Annotated in this window: 16 protein-coding genes; 5 read left to right on the top strand and 11 right to left on the bottom strand. The window is 62.5% G+C overall.

The window, feature by feature from the left end:
- Window positions 1–196 precede the first annotated feature (196 nt).
- The 3 genes from AC2FNA_RS14885 (at window position 197) to AC2FNA_RS14875 (ending at window position 2,827) form a co-directional block, all read left to right on the top strand.
- Window positions 197–448, top strand: coding sequence for a hypothetical protein (locus AC2FNA_RS14885; RefSeq protein ID WP_496827804.1), 252 nt, complete (start codon window positions 197–199; stop codon window positions 446–448).
- Between the two features lie 152 nt (window positions 449–600).
- Complete coding sequence (locus AC2FNA_RS14880; protein WP_496827802.1) at window positions 601–1,974, top strand: ammonium transporter; 1,374 nt, start codon at window positions 601–603, stop codon at window positions 1,972–1,974.
- A 133-nt stretch (window positions 1,975–2,107) separates the two neighbouring features.
- Window positions 2,108–2,827, top strand: a complete 720-nt coding sequence (locus AC2FNA_RS14875; RefSeq protein ID WP_234138067.1) for a FadR/GntR family transcriptional regulator — start codon at window positions 2,108–2,110, stop codon at window positions 2,825–2,827.
- 44 nt (window positions 2,828–2,871) lie between these two features.
- Here AC2FNA_RS14875 and AC2FNA_RS14870 read toward each other — a convergent pair whose 3' ends face one another.
- Window positions 2,872–4,173 carry an ABC transporter substrate-binding protein gene (locus AC2FNA_RS14870; RefSeq protein ID WP_496827800.1) on the bottom strand — a complete coding sequence of 434 codons (1,302 nt, stop codon included), beginning with the start codon at window positions 4,171–4,173 and terminating at the stop codon, window positions 2,872–2,874.
- A 165-nt stretch (window positions 4,174–4,338) separates the two neighbouring features.
- On the opposite strand from AC2FNA_RS14870, the gene AC2FNA_RS14865 reads away from it, so the two are divergent.
- Complete coding sequence (locus AC2FNA_RS14865) at window positions 4,339–5,688, top strand: trimethylamine monooxygenase (RefSeq protein ID WP_496827798.1); 1,350 nt, start codon at window positions 4,339–4,341, stop codon at window positions 5,686–5,688.
- A gap of 171 nt (window positions 5,689–5,859) precedes the next feature.
- Here AC2FNA_RS14865 and AC2FNA_RS14860 read toward each other — a convergent pair whose 3' ends face one another.
- The 9 genes from AC2FNA_RS14860 to AC2FNA_RS14820 form a co-directional block, all read right to left on the bottom strand.
- Window positions 5,860–7,836 (bottom strand): ABC transporter permease, encoded by a 1,977-nt coding sequence (locus AC2FNA_RS14860; RefSeq protein WP_496827796.1) that lies wholly within the window; start codon window positions 7,834–7,836, stop codon window positions 5,860–5,862.
- Entirely contained in the window at window positions 7,836–8,849 is a 1,014-nt protein-coding gene (locus tag AC2FNA_RS14855) for a quaternary amine ABC transporter ATP-binding protein (protein WP_496827794.1), read from the bottom strand. The genes AC2FNA_RS14860 and AC2FNA_RS14855 overlap by 1 nt, the downstream gene beginning before the upstream one ends.
- Window positions 8,850–8,932: 83 nt before the next feature.
- Window positions 8,933–9,874, bottom strand: coding sequence for an ABC transporter substrate-binding protein (locus AC2FNA_RS14850; RefSeq protein WP_496827793.1), 942 nt, complete (start codon window positions 9,872–9,874; stop codon window positions 8,933–8,935).
- Window positions 9,875–10,224: 350 nt separating this feature from the next.
- On the bottom strand, window positions 10,225–10,989 hold the full coding sequence (locus AC2FNA_RS14845; RefSeq protein ID WP_234145534.1) for an ABC transporter ATP-binding protein: 765 nt from the start codon (window positions 10,987–10,989) through the stop codon (window positions 10,225–10,227).
- Complete coding sequence (locus AC2FNA_RS14840) at window positions 10,986–11,840, bottom strand: ABC transporter ATP-binding protein (RefSeq protein WP_234138038.1); 855 nt, start codon at window positions 11,838–11,840, stop codon at window positions 10,986–10,988. The genes AC2FNA_RS14845 and AC2FNA_RS14840 overlap by 4 nt, the downstream gene beginning before the upstream one ends.
- The gene (gene nikC / locus AC2FNA_RS14835; protein ID WP_234138033.1) at window positions 11,837–12,751 is read right to left on the bottom strand and encodes a nickel transporter permease; all 915 of its coding nucleotides are present in this window, start codon (window positions 12,749–12,751) and stop codon (window positions 11,837–11,839) included. The genes AC2FNA_RS14840 and nikC overlap by 4 nt, the downstream gene beginning before the upstream one ends.
- Window positions 12,748–13,806: an ABC transporter permease gene (locus AC2FNA_RS14830; protein WP_234145533.1), complete on the bottom strand. Its 1,059-nt coding sequence runs from the start codon at window positions 13,804–13,806 to the stop codon at window positions 12,748–12,750. Before AC2FNA_RS14830 ends, nikC begins: the two co-directional genes overlap by 4 nt.
- Entirely contained in the window at window positions 13,807–15,411 is a 1,605-nt protein-coding gene (locus AC2FNA_RS14825) for an ABC transporter substrate-binding protein (protein WP_234145532.1), read from the bottom strand.
- A gap of 50 nt (window positions 15,412–15,461) precedes the next feature.
- The gene (locus AC2FNA_RS14820) at window positions 15,462–16,520 is read right to left on the bottom strand and encodes a dipeptidase (RefSeq protein WP_496827792.1); all 1,059 of its coding nucleotides are present in this window, start codon (window positions 16,518–16,520) and stop codon (window positions 15,462–15,464) included.
- A gap of 113 nt (window positions 16,521–16,633) precedes the next feature.
- Between AC2FNA_RS14820 and AC2FNA_RS14815 the strand changes: the two genes are divergently transcribed.
- Window positions 16,634–17,545 carry a LysR substrate-binding domain-containing protein gene (locus AC2FNA_RS14815; RefSeq protein ID WP_496827790.1) on the top strand — a complete coding sequence of 304 codons (912 nt, stop codon included), beginning with the start codon at window positions 16,634–16,636 and terminating at the stop codon, window positions 17,543–17,545.
- A gap of 12 nt (window positions 17,546–17,557) precedes the next feature.
- On the opposite strand, the gene AC2FNA_RS14810 is transcribed toward AC2FNA_RS14815, so the two are convergent.
- The gene (locus AC2FNA_RS14810) at window positions 17,558–18,406 is read right to left on the bottom strand and encodes a fumarylacetoacetate hydrolase family protein (RefSeq protein WP_496827788.1); all 849 of its coding nucleotides are present in this window, start codon (window positions 18,404–18,406) and stop codon (window positions 17,558–17,560) included.
- Between the last annotated feature and the right edge of the window lie 67 nt (window positions 18,407–18,473).

Below are 18,473 nucleotides of genomic sequence, written 5' to 3'. Positions count from 1 at the left end.
GAGATGCAGAAACTCGATCAGCAAATCCCGCCGCCGAGGACGATCCCCCAGCAAAGCACGAACATCCGCCAACGCCTCATCACTATAAACACGACCCTTCGGCAATCGACGTCCACGACCACGTCCACTCTTCCATACGCCCGCATCATCCAGCGACATCTGTCAAAACCTCCTGCGGCACACGACATACCACCGCATGCAATATTCTCTATACTCAATTTATTTTCCTGACAGTCAATATGAAATTGGCCCCTTTCTGCATCGGTTCACCCGCTCTGACAGCGCTGTGGCAAGGGTTCGCGCCCAACTCAGAACCGGAACCGTCTGTTTTTCGCACAATTGGTTCTTTTTGGTTTCTTTGCAGGCAACTCAGCAATCCCAACAAGATACAAAGGGGCAAAAATCTTTCCCTTGGGTAAAAAAGATGTTTGAAAAGTGCCAATTTTGATCCATCATCGCCGCACCGCCGCTCAGATCGCAGTTCTGGTCTGAATTGGCCCACAAGACGCTGGCACTGGTCGCCCGATTGGTCCCCTGAAACGCCAGCCACACCCGGTAAAGCAAGGCCGGAGCCAACTGAGAACCAAGAGGGAAAACAAGATGTCACTGGACATAAGCGCAATACATGCAGAACAGGTCACTCTGAATTCACTGGTGCAGAACCTGCTCTATGCCTCGGGCACGGTCGGGGCCATTCTGGTCGTGGTCGGTCTGCTGCTGATCGACGCGGGCACCGCCCGGCGCAAGAACCTGTTCAACTCGACCATTGAGAAGACGCTGGGCTTCTTCCTGGGCTTTGCCACCTATTACGTGATCGGCTTCGGCATCTGGGCGGCGCAGTATTACATCATGGTCGATGCCACCATGACGGATTCGATCAAGGACTGGTGGCTGGGTGGCGGCATGACCAACTCGCTGGCCCATCACGTGGACCCGGCGCTGTTTCCGGGGCTGAACACGTTCCAGATCTTCGTCTTCTTCCTCGCCGTCTTTGCCGGGATCATCAACATCCTGCTGCATTTCTCGGTCTCGGAACGGATGAAGGCCTCGGCCTATTACATCACCTGCGTGGTTGCCGCAGTGGTGTCCTCGGTGCTGAGCTGGGCCACCTGGGGGTCGGTCGGACCGCTGACCAATGCGGGGTTCCACGACTTCTTTGGCGTCGGCTTCGTCTATCTGTTCCCGGCCGGCATGGCGCTGATCTTTACCCCGAAGCTGGGCGCGCGCCCCGGCATGATGGAGCCGCATGCCCGCGTCTCGGCCTATCTGGCGCCCAGCATCGGGCTGTGCGCACCGGGTCTGCTGCTGATCTTTGCCGGCCTGCCGATGGTGATCATGTCCTGCCTGTTCTTCTTTGATCCCGAAGCACTGGCCGTAAGTGTGACCATGGCCGATACCAGCGTCGGTATCGCGCTGAACAACTATGCGCTGGTCTGGGCCGGCGGCGCGGTAACCGGGCTGATCCTGGCCTATCGCTCGGGCAATTATGCCTATACGCTGCTGGGGCCGCTTGCCGGTTACGTGGCGGGTGCATCGGGCTTTGACGTCTACCTGCCCTGGCAGGCCTTCCTGATCGGTCTGGCCGCACCCTTCATCGCCTATGCGGTCTACGAGTTCACGCTCAAGCGCGGCATTGACGAGCACAAGCTGTTCCCGCTGTTCCTGGGCTGCGGCACCTTTGGCATGATCCTGCTGGGCGTGTTCAAGGCGGGTACGCCGCGTGGTGGCTATCTGGGCTTTGAAGAGGGCGCCTATGCCTTCCAGCATGGCCAGATCTCGCTGGGGATGCAGCTGGTGGGGATCGCGGTCTGCATCGGCGCCGGGGTTGTCACCGCGCTGATCCTGTCGGTCATCCTGGACAAGACCGTTGGCCTGCGGGTGGACGAGCATGACCAGATCGACGGGCTGGACAAGAAGATCTGGGATCTGGAACCGGATGTGCATACCCATGCTGACAGCATCCCGCGCGCCTGATCGCTGAGACACCGACAAGGCCCCGGCATGTGCCGGGGCCTTTTGCTTTGCGCCGCCGCGCTTGTGATTGGCCGGGCGAATGCCCTAACATGGGGCAGGCAAAGAGCAGCACGCGCGCCGCAACGAGGGCCATATGAACCAGACACTCAAGGCAGAGATGCCGATCGGCCAATCCATCGGCGAAACCGTCCGCATTGTGGCGGATACGCTGTTCGCGCGCATCAGCTCGGGCGAGTATCCGCCGGATTCGCGCCTGCCAAGCGAACGGGCGCTGGCCGCCGAACTGGGCGTGTCGCGCAATACGGTGCGCGAGGCGCTGGATGTGCTGGAAAACCGCGACATGATCCGCCGCCGCCAGGGCAGCGGCAGTTTCGTGACCTATCAGCTGGACAGCAAGGACACCCCCGCCCCCGGCTCGGTCGGCGAACGCACCAGCCCGCTGGACCATCTGATCGTGCGCTCGATCATCGAGCCCGAGATGATCCGGCTGGCGGTGATGAACATGACACCCAAGGAGCTGGACGAGCTGGCGCAGACGGTGGCCCGGATCGAATCCGTGCGCGCCGATCAGGCCGAATTCACCCGCTGCGAAGAGGATTTCTATCGCCGGATCGCGCGCTCGACCCGCAATCCGCTGCTGGAATCCTGCTATGAGCTGACCATCGAGGTTTGCCGCCAGAGCTTTCGCACCGCTCTGATGCGCAAGCATCTGACCCCGGACCGCATCCAGAATTACCAGACCCGCTTCAACTCGCTGTTCAACGCCATCGCCACCCGCGATGTCGAGGCGGCGGTCGAAATCACCAAGCTGCATCTGGTCGAAGAGCAGAAACTGTTCCTGCACGAGGGCTGAGCGCGCCGCGGGCGCCTTAGGCTCAGGATCCATTCATCCTGAGCCTAGTCCACCAGATCGCGGGTGGTCAGGCCGGTCTGCGCCTCGCCGGTTTCCAGCCTTTGCTGCCACATCTGGCCCGCCGCCTGCATATGGCGGCGCAGCATGTCCTCGTGCTTGTCGAGCCAGGCCGGGATCGAGCCGAATTCGACGATGCGCGCGCGGCCCTCCTGAATGCGGACCACCGGCCAGTCGCCCACCAGCGCGTGGTCGATGCCAAAGATGCTTTCGCCCCACCAGCGCGCCGGACCAAAGGCATGGGTGACGGGGTCCATCTGTTTCATCGTGGCCAGCACCGAGACCGGGTGGACCGAGGCGACCTTTTCGACTGCGGCATGCCAGATATCCAGGATGGCGACATATTCCCAGCTCACCGCGCTCCAGTTGCCGGGATAGCGGGCGTTGTATTCCTTGAAGAAGGTGCTGGGCCGGTTGAAGAAGAACGCCTTGCGCGCCAGTTTCGGGTCGTCGAAATCGGGAAACTGGAACAGCGCGCCTTCCATGAACTCGGTCGAGGTGCGCGCGACCAGACGCTGGTAATTGTCCAGCGTGCAGGACAGGATTTGCCCGGAAAACCCCTTGGCATGGGCATATTCCGTCATCGCATGCACCATTGGCGTGTAACTGGTGCACCAGCACAGCACATCGGGCTGGGCATCCAGCATCGGCTGCACGATGGCGGCGACATCGGTCATCTCGGGGTCATATTGCACCTCTTTCACCACCGGCACGCCTGCGGCCTCGAAGGCGGCGCGATAGGTGGCGATCGAGGGCAGGCCCAGCGCGTCCTTCTGGCTGCACATGGCAACCCGGCGCAGCTGGGGCCGGTTGCGCGCCAGCCAGTCGACCCCGGTCACGTTATAGATCGGGTGCACCTCGGACGGCGCGATCAGATAGCGGGTATCGGGGGACAGGTCGCTGGGCAACAGGGTCGAGGTCAGCACCTTGTTCTCGGTCAGAAAGCCGCGCAGCGGGGTAAAGGTATCGCCCCCCAGCATCATCAGCAATTTCACCTGTTCCGTATGGACAAGGTGCCGCGCGCCCTCCATCGCGCGCTCGGGGTCGTAACCGCAGTCGAAGGGCACGATGCTGACCGGATAGCGGCGCCCGCCGACCAGGATGCCGCCCGCCCGGTTCAGCCAGTCCTCCCATAACCGGCAGCCATGCAGGCCCGGCAGCCCCCAGGAGCTGACCGGCCCGGTCAGGGGCGCCAGAAACCCGATCTTGATCGGCTCGCTCATCCCCACCCGGTCCTGCGGGAAGAGAGACGTGACCGCCATGCGATGTGCGAAACTGGAGGATAGCATACCAATTTCTACCACTCCGCCGCGCAATGTCAAAAGGAGTTCGCCTTTATCAGAGGGGAAATTTTATCCCTGCGGTGAAAAATCGTTGACAGACTGGTCCGTGAAAAGCAACATCTGGTTCAGACCAAAAAGAACCAATTGATCCAACTTATCAGGGAGACCGACATGACCAGCAAACGAGTGGCGATCATCGGCGCGGGACCGTCCGGCCTGGCGCAATTGCGCGCCTTTCAATCCGCCGCCGCCAAGGGCGAGGAGATCCCCGAGATCGTCTGTTTCGAGAAACAGGACAACTGGGGCGGGCTGTGGAATTACACCTGGCGCACCGGGCTGGATGAAAACGGCGAGCCGGTCCATTGCTCGATGTATCGCTACCTGTGGTCGAACGGCCCCAAGGAAGGTCTGGAATTCGCCGACTATTCGTTCGAAGAGCATTTCGGCAAGCAGATCGCCTCCTACCCCCCTCGCGCCGTGCTGTTCGACTATATCGAGGGCCGGGTGCTGAAGGCCAATGTACGCGACTGGATCCGGTTCAACACCGCCGTGCGCTGGATCGACTACAATGACGAGACCGGCCTGTTCAAGGTCACCGTGCATGACCACACCAAGGACCATGTCTATTCCGAGGAATTCGATCATGTGATCTGTGCCTCGGGCCATTTCTCGACCCCGAACGTGCCCCATTACGAGGGATTCGAGACCTTCAACGGCCGGCTGGTGCATGCCCATGACTTCCGCGACGCGCGCGAATTCGCGGGCAAGGACATTCTGGTCGTCGGGTCCTCCTACTCGGCCGAGGATATCGGCTCGCAATGCTGGAAATACGGCGCCAAGTCGATCACCTCATGCTATCGCTCGGCGCCCATGGGCTTCAAATGGCCCGACAACTGGGAAGAAAAGCCCGCGCTGGTCAAGGTCGACAAGAACACCGTGTTCTTCTCGGACGGCACCTCGCGCGAGGTGGACGCGATCATCCTGTGCACCGGCTACAAGCATTTCTTCAACTTCCTGCCCGACGATCTGCGCCTGAAGACCGCCAACCGTCTGGCCACCGCCGATCTCTACAAGGGCGTGGTCTATGTCCATAACCCCAAGATGTTCTATCTGGGCATGCAGGACCAGTGGTTCACCTTCAACATGTTCGATGCCCAGGCCTGGTGGGTGCGCGACGCGATCATGGGCAAGATCGACCTGTCCAATGTCACCAAGGAACAAATGCTGGCAGACGTGACTGAGCGGGAAACCCGCGAAGAGGCCAGCGACGACGTGAAATACGCGATCCGCTATCAGGCCGATTACGTCAAGGAACTGGTGGCCGAAACCGACTATCCCAGCTTTGACATCGACGGCGCTTGCGAGGCCTTCTTCCAATGGAAGAAACACAAGGGCGAAGACATCATGGCCTTCCGCAACAACAGCTATACCTCGGTGATCACCGGCACGCTCGCCCCGGTCCATCACACCCCGTGGAAAGACGCGCTGGACGACAGCATGGAGGCGTATCTGCGCAACTGACATGTTCGGGGCGGGCTCGAAAACCGCCCCGGACATTCCGGCACCTCTGTTTGCCCGCAGAGGTTGCCACACTCGCCCGTTCGGCGCATCCGTACCGGCGACACTCCCGCGGCAGGTTCGATTCTGTTCTCCCCGTCTTGCCGCGGGACCACGCTCAAGGCTTCGGCCCGATCAGTTCAGACCCAGCCGCGCCTTCTTGTCATCGGCCCATTTCATGATGACCATGTCAAAGGTCAGCGCCATCAGCGTCACGCAGATGCCCAGGACAAAGTTCTTGCCCAGATCGGTCCCCGCCAGGGTGCGTTGCAGTTCCTGCCCCAGGTCCTGGGTGCCGATGAAAGCGGCAATGATCACCATGAAGAACGCGAACATGATCGCCTGATTGAACCCCACCGCCATGGTCGGCAGCGCCAGCGGCAGCTGCACATTCCACAGTTTCTGCATCCGGGTGGCGCCCGACATGTCGGCGGCCTCGGTCATCTCGTCGGGCACATTGCGCAGCCCCTCGATCGTGTAGCGCACCAAGGGCACCATCGAGAAGATCAGGATCGACATCACGACCGAGGTCGCGGTGATGCCGAACAGCATGATCGCCGGAATCAGGTAGATGAAGCTGGGAAAGGTCTGCGCCGTATCACAGGCCAGCAGCACCGCATTGGCCGTCTTTTCCTTGCGCGCGGCAACGATGCCGATGGGCACGCCCAACAGCAGCGCGATACTGACGGCCGCCAGCACCGAATAAAGCGTGATCACCGAACGGTCCCACCAGCCGGTCAGCGCGACGAGGCCAAAGAATACCGCCGCCAGCACCGCCTCGCGCCGTCCCGCCACCAGCAATGCGGCCGCCGAGACCAGCAGAACAAAGGCCACCGTCGGAATGCTGAGCATGAAATCACGCAATGGGTTCAGCACCCAGATATTCAGCACATAGCGTATCGAATTGGTGATCGCCTGCACCAGGTCAATGGCCAGAAAACTCTTGATCAGCGTGTCGATCTCCTTGCCCTGCGACCAGGATTGCTTGCGCCCGACCTCGGACAGGATCGGCACAAATTGCGCGATCAGGGTAAAGCCGACAAAGGCGCCGATCGCCATCAGCAGGAACTTGTGCCGGATCCAGAACGGGGTTCCGCGCTCGAAATGTTCGGGCAGCTTGACCACCCAGGCCTTGGACATGCGGTCCAGCGTCACCGCCAGCAGCACGATGGTCACCCCGATCTCGAACGAGCGGCCAATCTTGAAACTGCCCATCATCGCCAGCAGCTTGGCCCCCAGCCCCGGCATGCCGATAAAGGCGGTCAGGACCACCATCGCAAGGCACAGCATGATGACCTGGTTGACGCCCACCAGGATCTCGGTCCGGGCGGCGGGGATATAGACATGGCGCAGCATCTGCCAGCGCGTGCAGCCGCTCATCTTGCCGGCCTCGACCACTTCGGGGCTGACCTTTTGCAGGCCCAGCGTGGTCATCAGGATCATCGGCGGGATCGCATAGACGGTGGTCGCCACCGCCCCCGCCGTTGGCCCCACCTTGAAGAAGATCACCGCCGGCAAGAGGTAGGTGAAGAACGGCAGCGTCTGCAACACCGCCAGCACCGGGCGCAGCACCGCGTCAAAGCTGGGCGATTTCCAGGCCGAGATGCCCAGCACCAACCCGATGGCAAAGGCCAGCGGCGCCGCAACGACCAGCACCGACATGGTCTGCATGGCGATGTCCCATTGCCCGATCATCGCGGTCCAGACAAAGGTGCCCCCCGCCAGCAGCGCCATGCGCCAGCCGCCCAGGTAATAGCCAACCACCGCCGCCATGGCGGCAATCGCGCTCCAGGGGATGGGGCCGATATTGGGCCAGCGCCGCTTGCCGAACAGCAGGTTGGCAGTGGCGTCCAGCACCACCTCGAGCCCGTCGGTCAGCAGACGGGTCAGCGCCAGCAGGCCCAGATCGTCCTTGATGAAGTTGAAAATGGCGTCAAGCCAGGTTGCAAAGGGCGGAATGATCGCTTCAGGCAGACGGTGCAGCCATGCGGGCAACAGCCCGGCATAGTGCAGCAGCGTCATTGCCACCGCCACCCCGATCATGGCCAGACCCAGCGTCTTGCGCGGCAGCGCCGGGGCTGTCCCTGTCGTCTCGGTCGTGGTTGCGCTCATCAGCTTGCCTTCAACAGGATGTCGAGCGCGCCCTGACGGTCGAGCGCACCGATCACCTGCCCCTTGTCGGCAACCGGGATCAGGTCGCGGCTGTCGTTGACCAGCAGGCGCGCCAGCTGCTGCACGGTTGCCCCGGCCTCGACCGGCTGGCCCTCGCCCGCGACCCCCGCGCGCGCCAGAACACCGGCATGCACCACACGGGCCTTGTCGATCTCTTCGGTGAACTTGGCGACATAGTCGGTGGTCGGGTTCATCACGATCTGATCGGGCGTGTCGCATTGTTCGACCGCGCCGTCCTTCATGATGGCGATCCGGTCGGCCAGGCGCAGCGCCTCGTCGAAATCATGGGTAATAAAGACGATGGTCTTGCCCAGCATCGCCTGAAGCCGCAGGAACTCGTCCTGCATCTCGCGCCGGATCAGCGGGTCCAGCGCCGAAAACGGCTCGTCCAGGAACCAGATATCGGGTTCGATCGCCAGGCTGCGGGCAATCCCGACGCGCTGCTGCTGGCCGCCGCTCAGCTCGCGCGGGAAATAATCCTCGCGCCCGGCAAGGCCAACCAGTTCGATCACCTCAAGCGCGCGCTTGCGCCGTGTGTGCCGGTCCTGCCCGCGCATTTCCAGCGGAAAGGCCACATTGTCCAGCACCGTGCGATGCGGCAACAGGCCAAAGGACTGGAACACCATGCCCATCTTGTTGCGGCGCAGCTCGATCAGGTCCTTCTCGCTCAGATCCCCGATGATCTGGCCATCAACCTCGATACTGCCGCCGGTGATTTCGTGCAGGCGCGAGAAACAGCGCACCAGCGTCGACTTGCCCGAGCCCGAAAGGCCCATGATCACCAGCATCTCGCCCCGCGCCACATCCAGCGAGACATCCCGCACCCCAGCGATATAGCCGTCGGCGCGAATATCGTCGAACGACCGGCCCGGTTGCAGCGTCTTCAGGTAACCAACCGGATCCTTGCCGAATATCTTCCACACATTCCTGGCCGAAATGACAGGACTGCCCATGAACCTCACCTTTCAAGAGAAATGGCTTGTCCGACCGCAAGTGCCGGACAAGCGCGATGGTCTGTCGTTCTCAGGTGAACGGCTCAGCCATCCAGCCAGGGGCGCCAGATATCCTCGTTGGCTTCCAGCCAGGCCTCGGCGGCCTCGTCGGGTTCCATCTCGTCGATATCGACCAGCTTGGCCATCTCGGCGATCTGCGGATTGGTGAAGGAGATACGGGTCAGAACCGCGTAGGCATCGGGCCATTTGGCCTCCATCCCCTCCCATGCGGCTTTCTTCAGGTAACCGTTGGCGGGGTTGCCACAGTCATAAAGCGCATCCGGGTTGGGGCCGACCGCAGGGTCCTTGTCGCAGCCATCCACCCATTCGGGGAACTCGACGAACTCGCCGGGCCAGACCGCTTCGGCAAAGTTCGGGGTCCAGTTGAACACCACCACCGGGCGCTTGTCAGCCTCGGCGGCGCCGATCTCGGCCCAGAGTGCTGCGGCGGATCCGGCGTTGATCACCTCGAAGTTCATGCCGAGGGCCTCGACCCGCTCCTTGCCATGCTTGAGCCAGTCGACCGGACCGTCCAGATAGCGGCCCTTGTCGCCGGTCTCGGCGGTGGCGAACACCGCGGCGCAGTCATTCAGCGCCTTCCAGTCAGGCAGACCCGGGCAGGCATCCTTGGTCCACATCGGGTACCACCAATCCTCGCGGGTGACGGCATCATGGTCGCCCACATCGACAATCCCGCCCTTTTCCAGCGCGGCGCGGAACGAGGCACCAAAGGCCCCTTCCCACACTTCCAACTCCAGCGTCACATCGCCCAGGCGCACCGATTCATAGACCGCCTGGCTGTCGGTGGTGACATATTCGACCGAGTTGCCCATCTCTTCGAAGATCTGGCCCACAACGTTCGACATAACGATCTGAGAGGACCAGTTATGGATCGGAATCACGATCGGGTCGCTGCTGTCGGCCATCGCAGCCAGCGGAGAGAGCGCCACAACGCCGGTGGCGAGCGCAGTCGTAATTTTCTTCATTTTCATCATTCTCCCTGTTGGGCCGGTATCATTTGCAACGACTTCTCGAAACAATCGCGCGCTTCCGGGCCTGCCATGAGTGTTCCGAAAACTTTACTTTCTGTCAAATATTTTTCACTGCAGTAGAATGCTACATTTTTTGGGACTGAAGCCGATGCCCGTTTTTTGGGCAGTGAACCGCAGGTTGGGCAGTCTCCAAACGGATCGCGGCGCGATGAAGGCATCGCGCCGCAATGTTCAGCAAGAGCATGAAGATGATCGGCCTTGCCGTTGAAATATAATCATTTATCAAGACACGGATACGAAGGGTTCAAGCCAGACCTGACGCGTTCTTTTCGTGTCCCGACCGGTCAAACCGGTTGCGCGCCCGGCGCGACCGAGGCCGCCAGCAGGTCTCGGGTATAGGCATGCTCGGCCCGCATCGCGCGCAGGGCCTCGACCCCCATCACCTCGACGATCTCGCCATCCTTCATCACCGCCAGCCGGTCACACATGTGACCGATCACCGCCAGATCGTGACTGACCATCAGATAGGTCAGCTTGTGTTCCTCGCGCAGATCGGTGAGCAGATTGAGGATCTCGGCCTGAACCGAGACATCCAGCGCCGAAGTCGGCTCGTCCAAGAGCAGGATCTCGGGCTCGCCCGCCAACGCGCGGGCAATCGCCACCCGCTGCCGCTGACCGCCCGAGAGCTGGTGCGGATAGCGAAAGCGGAACCGCCCGCCCAGCCCGACATCGTCCAGCAGACGCCGCACGCGGGCGTCGATATCGGGGATGCCGTGCAGATGCAGGGTTTCCGACAGGACCTGATCCACCGAATGGCGCGGATGCAGCGAGGCATAGGGGTCCTGAAACACCATCTGCACCTTGCGGAAGAAGGCACGGTCACGCTTGCCGCCCGCCAGTGCCTGACCGTCGATATCGACCCGGCCCGACCAGTCGGGCGCCAGCCCGGTGATCGCCCGCAGGATGGTGGACTTGCCCGAGCCACTTTCCCCCACCAGGCCAAAGCTCTCGCCGCGCGCCACCGAGAAACTGGCGCCGCGCACCGCGTCGACCCGGTCGGGGCCATGGCCGAACCAAACGTTCAGCCCCTCGATCTCGATCATGCTCATGCCCGGCCTCCGACGCTTGGCGCCTCGGACCAGGCGGGATCGCGGCTCAGCACCTCCAGCTTGGCGCGCGGCTGGTCCAATCGCGGTAACGAATTCAGCAGACCCCGCGTATAGGGATGCGTCGCCTGATGCAGCTTGTCGGCGTCGCAAACCTCGACGATGCGGCCCGCATACATGATCAGCACCCGGTCGCAGAATTCGGACACCAGATTGAGGTCGTGACTGATGAAGATCAGCCCCATGCCGCGCTGTTTCACCAGATCGTCCATGATGTTCAGCACCTGCCGCTGCACCGACACGTCCAGCGCCGAGGTCGGTTCGTCCGCGATCAGGATCTGCGGGTTGGGGATCAGCATCATCGCGATCATGATGCGCTGGCCCATGCCGCCCGAAACCTCGTGCGGATAGGCCCGCATCACCCGTTCAGGGTCGCGGATCGACACCGCATCCAGCATCTCCAGCGAGCGTTTGCGCGCCTCGGCCTTGCCCACCTTGTTGTGCAGCAGATAGGCCTCCATGATCTGATCGCCCACGCGCATCACCGGGTTCAGCGAGAACTTGGGGTCCTGCATCACCATCGAGATGCGTTCACCGCGCACCGCGCGCATGTCCTTTTCGCTGAGATCCAGCAGGTTCTGCCCTTCCAGCGCGATCCGGTCGGCCTCGATCATCCCCGGCGGGCGGATCAGGCGCAGGATGGCGCGGCCGGTCATCGACTTGCCCGAGCCGCTTTCGCCCACGATGCCCAGCCGCTCGCGCCCCAGCGAGAAGGATATGCCGCGCACCGCCTCGACCACGCCCTGACGGGTGGGGAACTTGACCCACAGGTTTTCCACGTCCAAGAGGCTCATTGACTGCCCTCCTTGGGGTCGAGCACATCGCGCAACCCATCGCCCAGCAGGTTGAACGCAAGGCTGACGGTAAAGATCGCCAACCCCGGCATGGTGGCCACCCACCAGTGATCGAGGATGAAGCGGCGCCCCTCGGAGATCATCGCGCCCCATTCCGGGCTGGGTGGCTGCGCGCCCAGACCGAGAAAGCCCAGACCAGCGGCGGCAAGGATGATCCCCGCCATGTCCAGCGTCACCCGCACGATCAGCGACGAGATGCAAAGCGGCCAGATATGCTTGGTGATGATCCGCACCGGGCTTGCCCCCTGCAGGCGCACCGCGCTGATATAGTCCGAGGCGCGGATGGTCAGTGTCTCGGCCCGCGCCATGCGCGCATAGGGCGGCCAGGCGGTCAGTGAAATCGCCAGCACCGCGTTTTCGATCCCCGCGCCCAGCGCCGCCACAAAGGCCAGCGCCAGAACCAGCCGGGGAAAGGCCAGAAAGATGTCGGTGACCCGCATCAGGATCACATCGACCCAGCCGCCGACATAGCCCGCCACGGTGCCCACCAACAGCCCCGCCACAGGCGCGATCAAGGCGACCAGCGCCACGATATAAAGGGTGATGCGGCTGCCATAGATCAAGCGGCTCAGGATATCGCGGCCCAGGCTGTCGGTGCCGAACGGGTGGCCGGGGCTGCCCAGCGGCTGCAACCGGTTGCCCAGGTTCTGCACATAGGGATCATGCGGTGCCAGAAAGGGCGCAAACAGCGCCATCAGGACCAGTGCCACCAGAATGCCCAGCCCGAACATCGCCATGGTATTGCCGCGCAGGGTCAGCCAGCCCTTGTAAAGGCTGGCCAGCCGCGCATGACGGCGCGAGGTCGGCTCGTCGGTCAAGAGCCATTGCCGCAAGGTGAGTGTTTCGCTCATTTCGCCCTCGGATCGAAGACCCGGTAGAGCAGGTCGGAAAAGAGATTGAGACAGATGAAGATCAGCCCCACCACGACGGTTCCGCCCAGAACGGCGTTCATGTCGGCGCTGAGGAGCGCGGTGGTGATATAGCTGCCGATCCCGGGCCAGCTGAAGATGATCTCGGTCAGCACCGACCCTTCGAGCAGGTTGGCATAGCTCAGCGCGATCACCGTGATCAACTGCACGCGGATGTTGCGAAAGGCATGACCCCAGATCACCTGCCGCTCGGACATGCCCTTGACGCGGGCGGTGGTGATGTATTCCGCCGACAACTGCTCCAGCATGAAGGATCGCGTCATGCGGCTGATATAGGCCAGCGAGTAATAGCCCAGCAGGGTCGCAGGCAGGATGATATGGGAAAAGGCGTTGCGGAACACGCCCCAGTCGCCGGCGATGGCACTGTCGATCAGGATCATGCCGGTACGCGAGGGCACGATGTCCTGGTAAAAGATATCGAGCCGCCCCGGCCCGCCGACCCAGCCCAGCACGCCGTAAAACACCAGCAGACCCATCAGGCCCAGCCAGAAGATCGGCATCGAATAGCCCACCAGCGCGACAACGCGGGCGATCTGGTCGATCCAGCTGCCCCGGCGCACGGCAGCGATGACGCCCAGCGGCACGCCCAGCAACACGCCGATCAGCGTGCCCAGCGTGGCCAGTTCCAGCGTGGCGGGAAAGACGCGGGCGATATCCTCGGAGACCGGGCGCGCGTTCAGCAACGACATGCCGAAGTCGCCATGCAGCACGTCCCAGAGGTAATAGAGAAACTGCACCAATAGCGGTTTGTCGAGGCCAAGCTGCTCGTAGACCGCGTCATAGGTGGATTGGCTGGCCCGTTCGCCCACGATCGCCAGCACCGGGTCGATCGGCATGACCCGACCGATAACGAAGGTGACAAAGAGTAGCCCCAGCATGGTGATCGAGACCGACCCCAATGCCACCAGGACCCCCTTCAACCAAGGGGCGAGAGACGCGCGAACGCGCCTCTCGCGAGTGTTTTCCGTCAGCGCCATTTACTTGGTGACTTGCCAGTAGGACGCCGAGGTGATGGCCTGCCCGGTCGAGAAGTTCATCACGTTGTCGCGCTGCGCCGATTGCTCGATCTGCTGGAACATGACGACAAAGGGCGAGGTTTCGCGGAACTCGGCCTGGATCTCGTCATACATCTTGGCGCGGATGTCGCGATCGTTCTCGATCACCGCTGCGGCGGTCTTTTCGGTCAGCCCGCCGGTGTCCCAGCTGTTGCGCCATGCCAAGAGGCCGGTAGCCTGGGCCGCGTCGGAATTGTCCGGGTTATAGGCGAAGGTGCCTGCATTGGTGTGCGGATCGGGATAATCCGGTCCCCAGGCGCCCAGATAGACGTCCAGTTCCCGCGCGCGGTAGCGTCCAAGGATCTGCTTGGCCGTACCGATGGTGATGTTCATCTTGATCCCCACCTGCCCCAGCGAGTTCTGCAGCGACTGGGCGATCTCAATGCGTTCCTGCGCCTCGCGCACGCCGACCTCGATCTCCATACCTTCGGGGATACCCGCCTCGGCCAAGAGCGCCTTGGCCTTTTCCACGTCATAGGTGAACGGCGCGGCATCCGAGGCACCCAGATAGGTCTGCGGCAGGAAGTTCTGGTGGATCGTGTACTGACCGCTGAGGAAGCTGTTCTTCATCCCTTCGTAGTCGATCAGGTACTTGAAGGCCTGGCGCACCTGCGGTTTGGACAATTCGGGGTGTTTCTGGCTGAGCGAGACATACATCAGCCGCCCCTTCAGCTCTTCTTCGACCTTGACGCCGTCGGCATCGCGAACGCCCGCGATATCCTCGGGGTTGAGGTTGCGGGCGATGTCGATATCGCCACGCTCCAGCAGCAGACGCTGGCTGGCGCTTTCCTGCACGTGGCGCACGATCACGCGCTCCATTGCCGGGGCACCGCGGTAATAATCGGGGTTCGACTGGATGGTCACGCTTTCATTCGGCTTCCAGCTGACCAGCTTGTAGGCGCCCGACCCGGCGGTGTTGGTCTTGAGCCAGGTATTGCCCATGTCGCCATCCTGCTCGTTCGCCATGACGACTTCCTTGTCGACAATGCCGCCGATGGTCGCTGTCAGACAGTTGAGCACGAACGAGGTCGCATAGGGCTTGTCGGTGGTGATGGTGACCGTGTTGCCCTCGGCCTTGATGGTCTCGGCCACGTTTTCGGCGGTAAAGCCGAACTGGGTCAGGATGAATGCGGGCGTCTTGTTCAGGATCACCGCCCGTTGCAACGAAAACTCCACATCCTCGGCGCGCACCGGGTTGCCGGAATGGAACTTCAGTCCCTCGCGGATGGTAAAGGTGATCGAGCGCTTGTCCTCGCTCACCGTCCAGCTTTCGGCGATCTCGGGCTGATAACCCGCCTTCAGGTTCATCGGATCGAAATTGACCAGTTTCATATAGACATTGCGGCTGACATCCGAGCCCGCGAATTCAAAGCTCTCGGCCGGATCCAGCGTGGTGATATCGTCGATCCGGTTCGCAATCACCAGCATATTGGGCGGCGTCTCGGCCTGTGCCATCGGCACCGGAGCGGTCATCACGACGGCCGCGCCCAGCACGGCGGTCGATAGAAGTCGGTTCAAAGCATTCATTTTGTCTTTTCCTCTCCTGTTGTCTTGGTCTTGGTCAATTCTTGCCGCGGTCATGCGCCCCAGGTGCGTTCCAGCACGCGCAGCCAGTTGTCACGGCAGAGCTTGTCGATCAGCGCCGCGCCATAGCCATGGTCGGCCATGGCCTGACGTAGAACCGGCAGGTCGGCCGCCGTGGTCAGCGCCTCGGGCACGATGGCACCGTCGTAATCCGAGCCGAGGCCCACCCGGTCCTCGCCCAGGATACCCATCATGTGATCGAGATGGCGCAACATGGTCTCGATCGGTACATCGCTCAGCTTGCGCCCGTCTTCGCGCAGAAAGGCCACTGCGAAATTCAGTCCCACCATCCCGTCGCTTTCGGCAATCGCGCGCAGCTGATCATCTGTCAGGTTGCGCGAGATAGGACAGAGCGCATGGGCATTGGAATGGGTCGCCACCAGCGGTTTGTCCGAATGGCGTGCAACATCCCAGAACCCTGCCGCATTCATGTGCGACAGGTCGATCAGGATACCCAGTTGATTGCATCGCCGCACCAGCCGGATGCCGTGATCGGTCAGTCCCGGCCCGATATCCGGCCCCGAGGGGAAGCGGAACGGCACGCCATGGCCAAAGATCGTGTTGCGGCTCCAGACCGGCCCCAGCGAGCGCAGCCCGGCCGCGTGCAGCACGTCCAGCATATGCAGATCGGGGTCGATCCCCTCGGCCCCTTCGATGTGAAAGATGGCTGCGATCCGGCCCGCCGCCAGCGCCGCGCGCATCTCGGCCACGTTGCGGCAGACGCTCAAGGCGCCCTGACGCTCCAGCTCGAACAGAATCGCGGCCTGGCTCAGCACCACCGGCAGCGCGTCCTCCCAGTCGATCGGTTCGGGCAGAGGCAGGTCATAGCTGGCATTGGTCATCTCGGCATCGCGGGCTTCGCGATCCATCGGCGAAGGCACGTAGACGGCAAAGAAACCGCCACCAAAGCCGCCCGCCTGCGCCTTGGGCAGGTCAATTGCGCCGTCGCGCCCGGTCAGGAAGGTGCCCGCCTGCGCCACCCCGCCCGCGCGATACAGCTTGAGCAGGACATCGTTATGCCCGTCGATGATCGCCGGATGCGTTGCCGGCATGGTGAGCCTCCCCCGTTGGCGGTTGACCAGATGATAGGAGAAGAAATTTGCATGGCAGAGTAAAAAATGTATGAGCTAACCTCATAGAGCTAGTCTAAATATGAGACCGCCCCATGGCCAAGCCCAAGACATGGCATTCGCTACCCGAGTACTTCGCCCTGCGCGCGCTGATGCAGACCGGCACCACCACCGGGGCCGCGCATCAGCTGGGCCTGTCGCAATCGGCAGTCAGCCGCTCGGTCGCCAGCCTTGAAAACAGGCTTGGCACGCCGCTGTTCGAACGCGAGGCGGGCCGGCTGCGTCCGACACAAGACGCGGTGCGGCTGAACCTGCGCCTTGACCCACTGTTCGAAGCCCTCGATCGGATCGACGGGCAAACCGAACCGGTGCGCGAAACCCTGCGCCTGATCGCCCCGCCCTCTTATGCGCACCGGTTCCTTGTGGCGCAGATCAGCAGCTTTCTTGAAATGAACCCCGCGTTTTTTGTCAGTTTCGAGGTCAATACCTCGGACGAGGTGACACGCGGCATTCTGGACGACCGCTTTGACCTGGGCATCAGCGGGGTCGAGCAAAGCCGCGCAGGGGTCAAGACCATGCCCTATCGGGTGTCGGGCGCGGTCTGTGCCATGCCAACGGATCACCCGCTGGCAACGCGTGATCGGGTCGGGCCGGCCGATCTGCACGGGCAGAACATGATCGCTCTGACCCGCCGCCATGTACGGCGCGGGCAACTGGAACGGCTGCTGCATCAGGCCCGCGCCACGCCGCGCATCGTGGCCGAGGTGTCGACCTCTTTCGCCGCCGCCGACCTGGCAAGGGAGGGTTTGGGGCTGACCGTGATCAACCCCTTTCCGATCTACCATTACCGCGCCGGAGATTTGGCCTTTGTGCCATTTGCCTCGGAGCTGGAGTATCGTAGCTATTTCCTTGTGTCCGAGACCCGGCCGATGACAAGGCCCGCCCGCGCCTTCATGCGGCATCTGCGGCTCAACACACCGCCCGACCCGTTCTCGCGCAAGGCCTGAGCCAGTCCCGGTTCAGTCGTCGGCCCGCACTGTCTGGCGCTGCTGGCCCAGCCCGTCGATACCGAGTTCCATTACATCGCCCGGCTTGAGGTAAACCGGCGCAGGTTTCATCCCCATACCGACACCGGGCGGCGTGCCGGTCGAGATCACGTCGCCCGGATGCAGAGTGAACAGCTGGCTCAGATGCGCGATGATCTGCGCCACGCCAAAGATCATGGTGCCGGTGGTGCCGGTCTGCATCCGCTTGCCGTTCACCTCCAGCGAGAGGCCCAGCGCCTGCGGGTCCGGCACCTCGTCCCGGGTCACCAGCCAGGGGCCGGTGGGGCCGAAGGTGTCGCAGGACTTGCCCTTGGTCCATTGCCCGCTGAGCGCGGTCTGGAACTGCCGCTCGCTGACATCGTTGACGATGCAATAGCCCGCCACATGATCCAGCGCCTCGGCCTCGGTGACATATTTCGCGGTCTTGCCGATCACCACACCCAGCTCGACCTCCCAGTCGGTGCTGGTCGAGCCGCGCGGGATCACCACATCGTCATTCGGGCCGACAATGGCGGAATTGGCCTTGAGGAACAGGATTGGATGGGCCGGGATATCGGCACCGATCTCGGCCGCGTGATCGTGGTAATTGAGGCCGATGCAGAGGAACTTGCCAATGCCACCGACACAGGAGCCCAGCCGGGTGGTGCCGGATACGAGCGGCAGCGAGGCCGGATCAAGCGCCCGCAGCCGGTCAAGCGCGGCATCGCCCAGCACGTCGCCGGTGATATCGTCGACATGATCCGACAGGTCGCGAATGTTGCCCTTGGCATCCAGAAGTCCGGGCTTCTCGGCCCCCGGTGCCCCATGGCGCAGCAGTTTCATGAACTCTCTCCCGATCTTGTGTCACCCGACGCGCGGGCCTGGCGGAACAAAAGTCTGATTTCAGACT

It is taken from the genome of Ruegeria sp. YKSD163, assembly GCF_059612905.1.
This window is presented reverse-complemented; position numbering and strand designations above follow the sequence as displayed.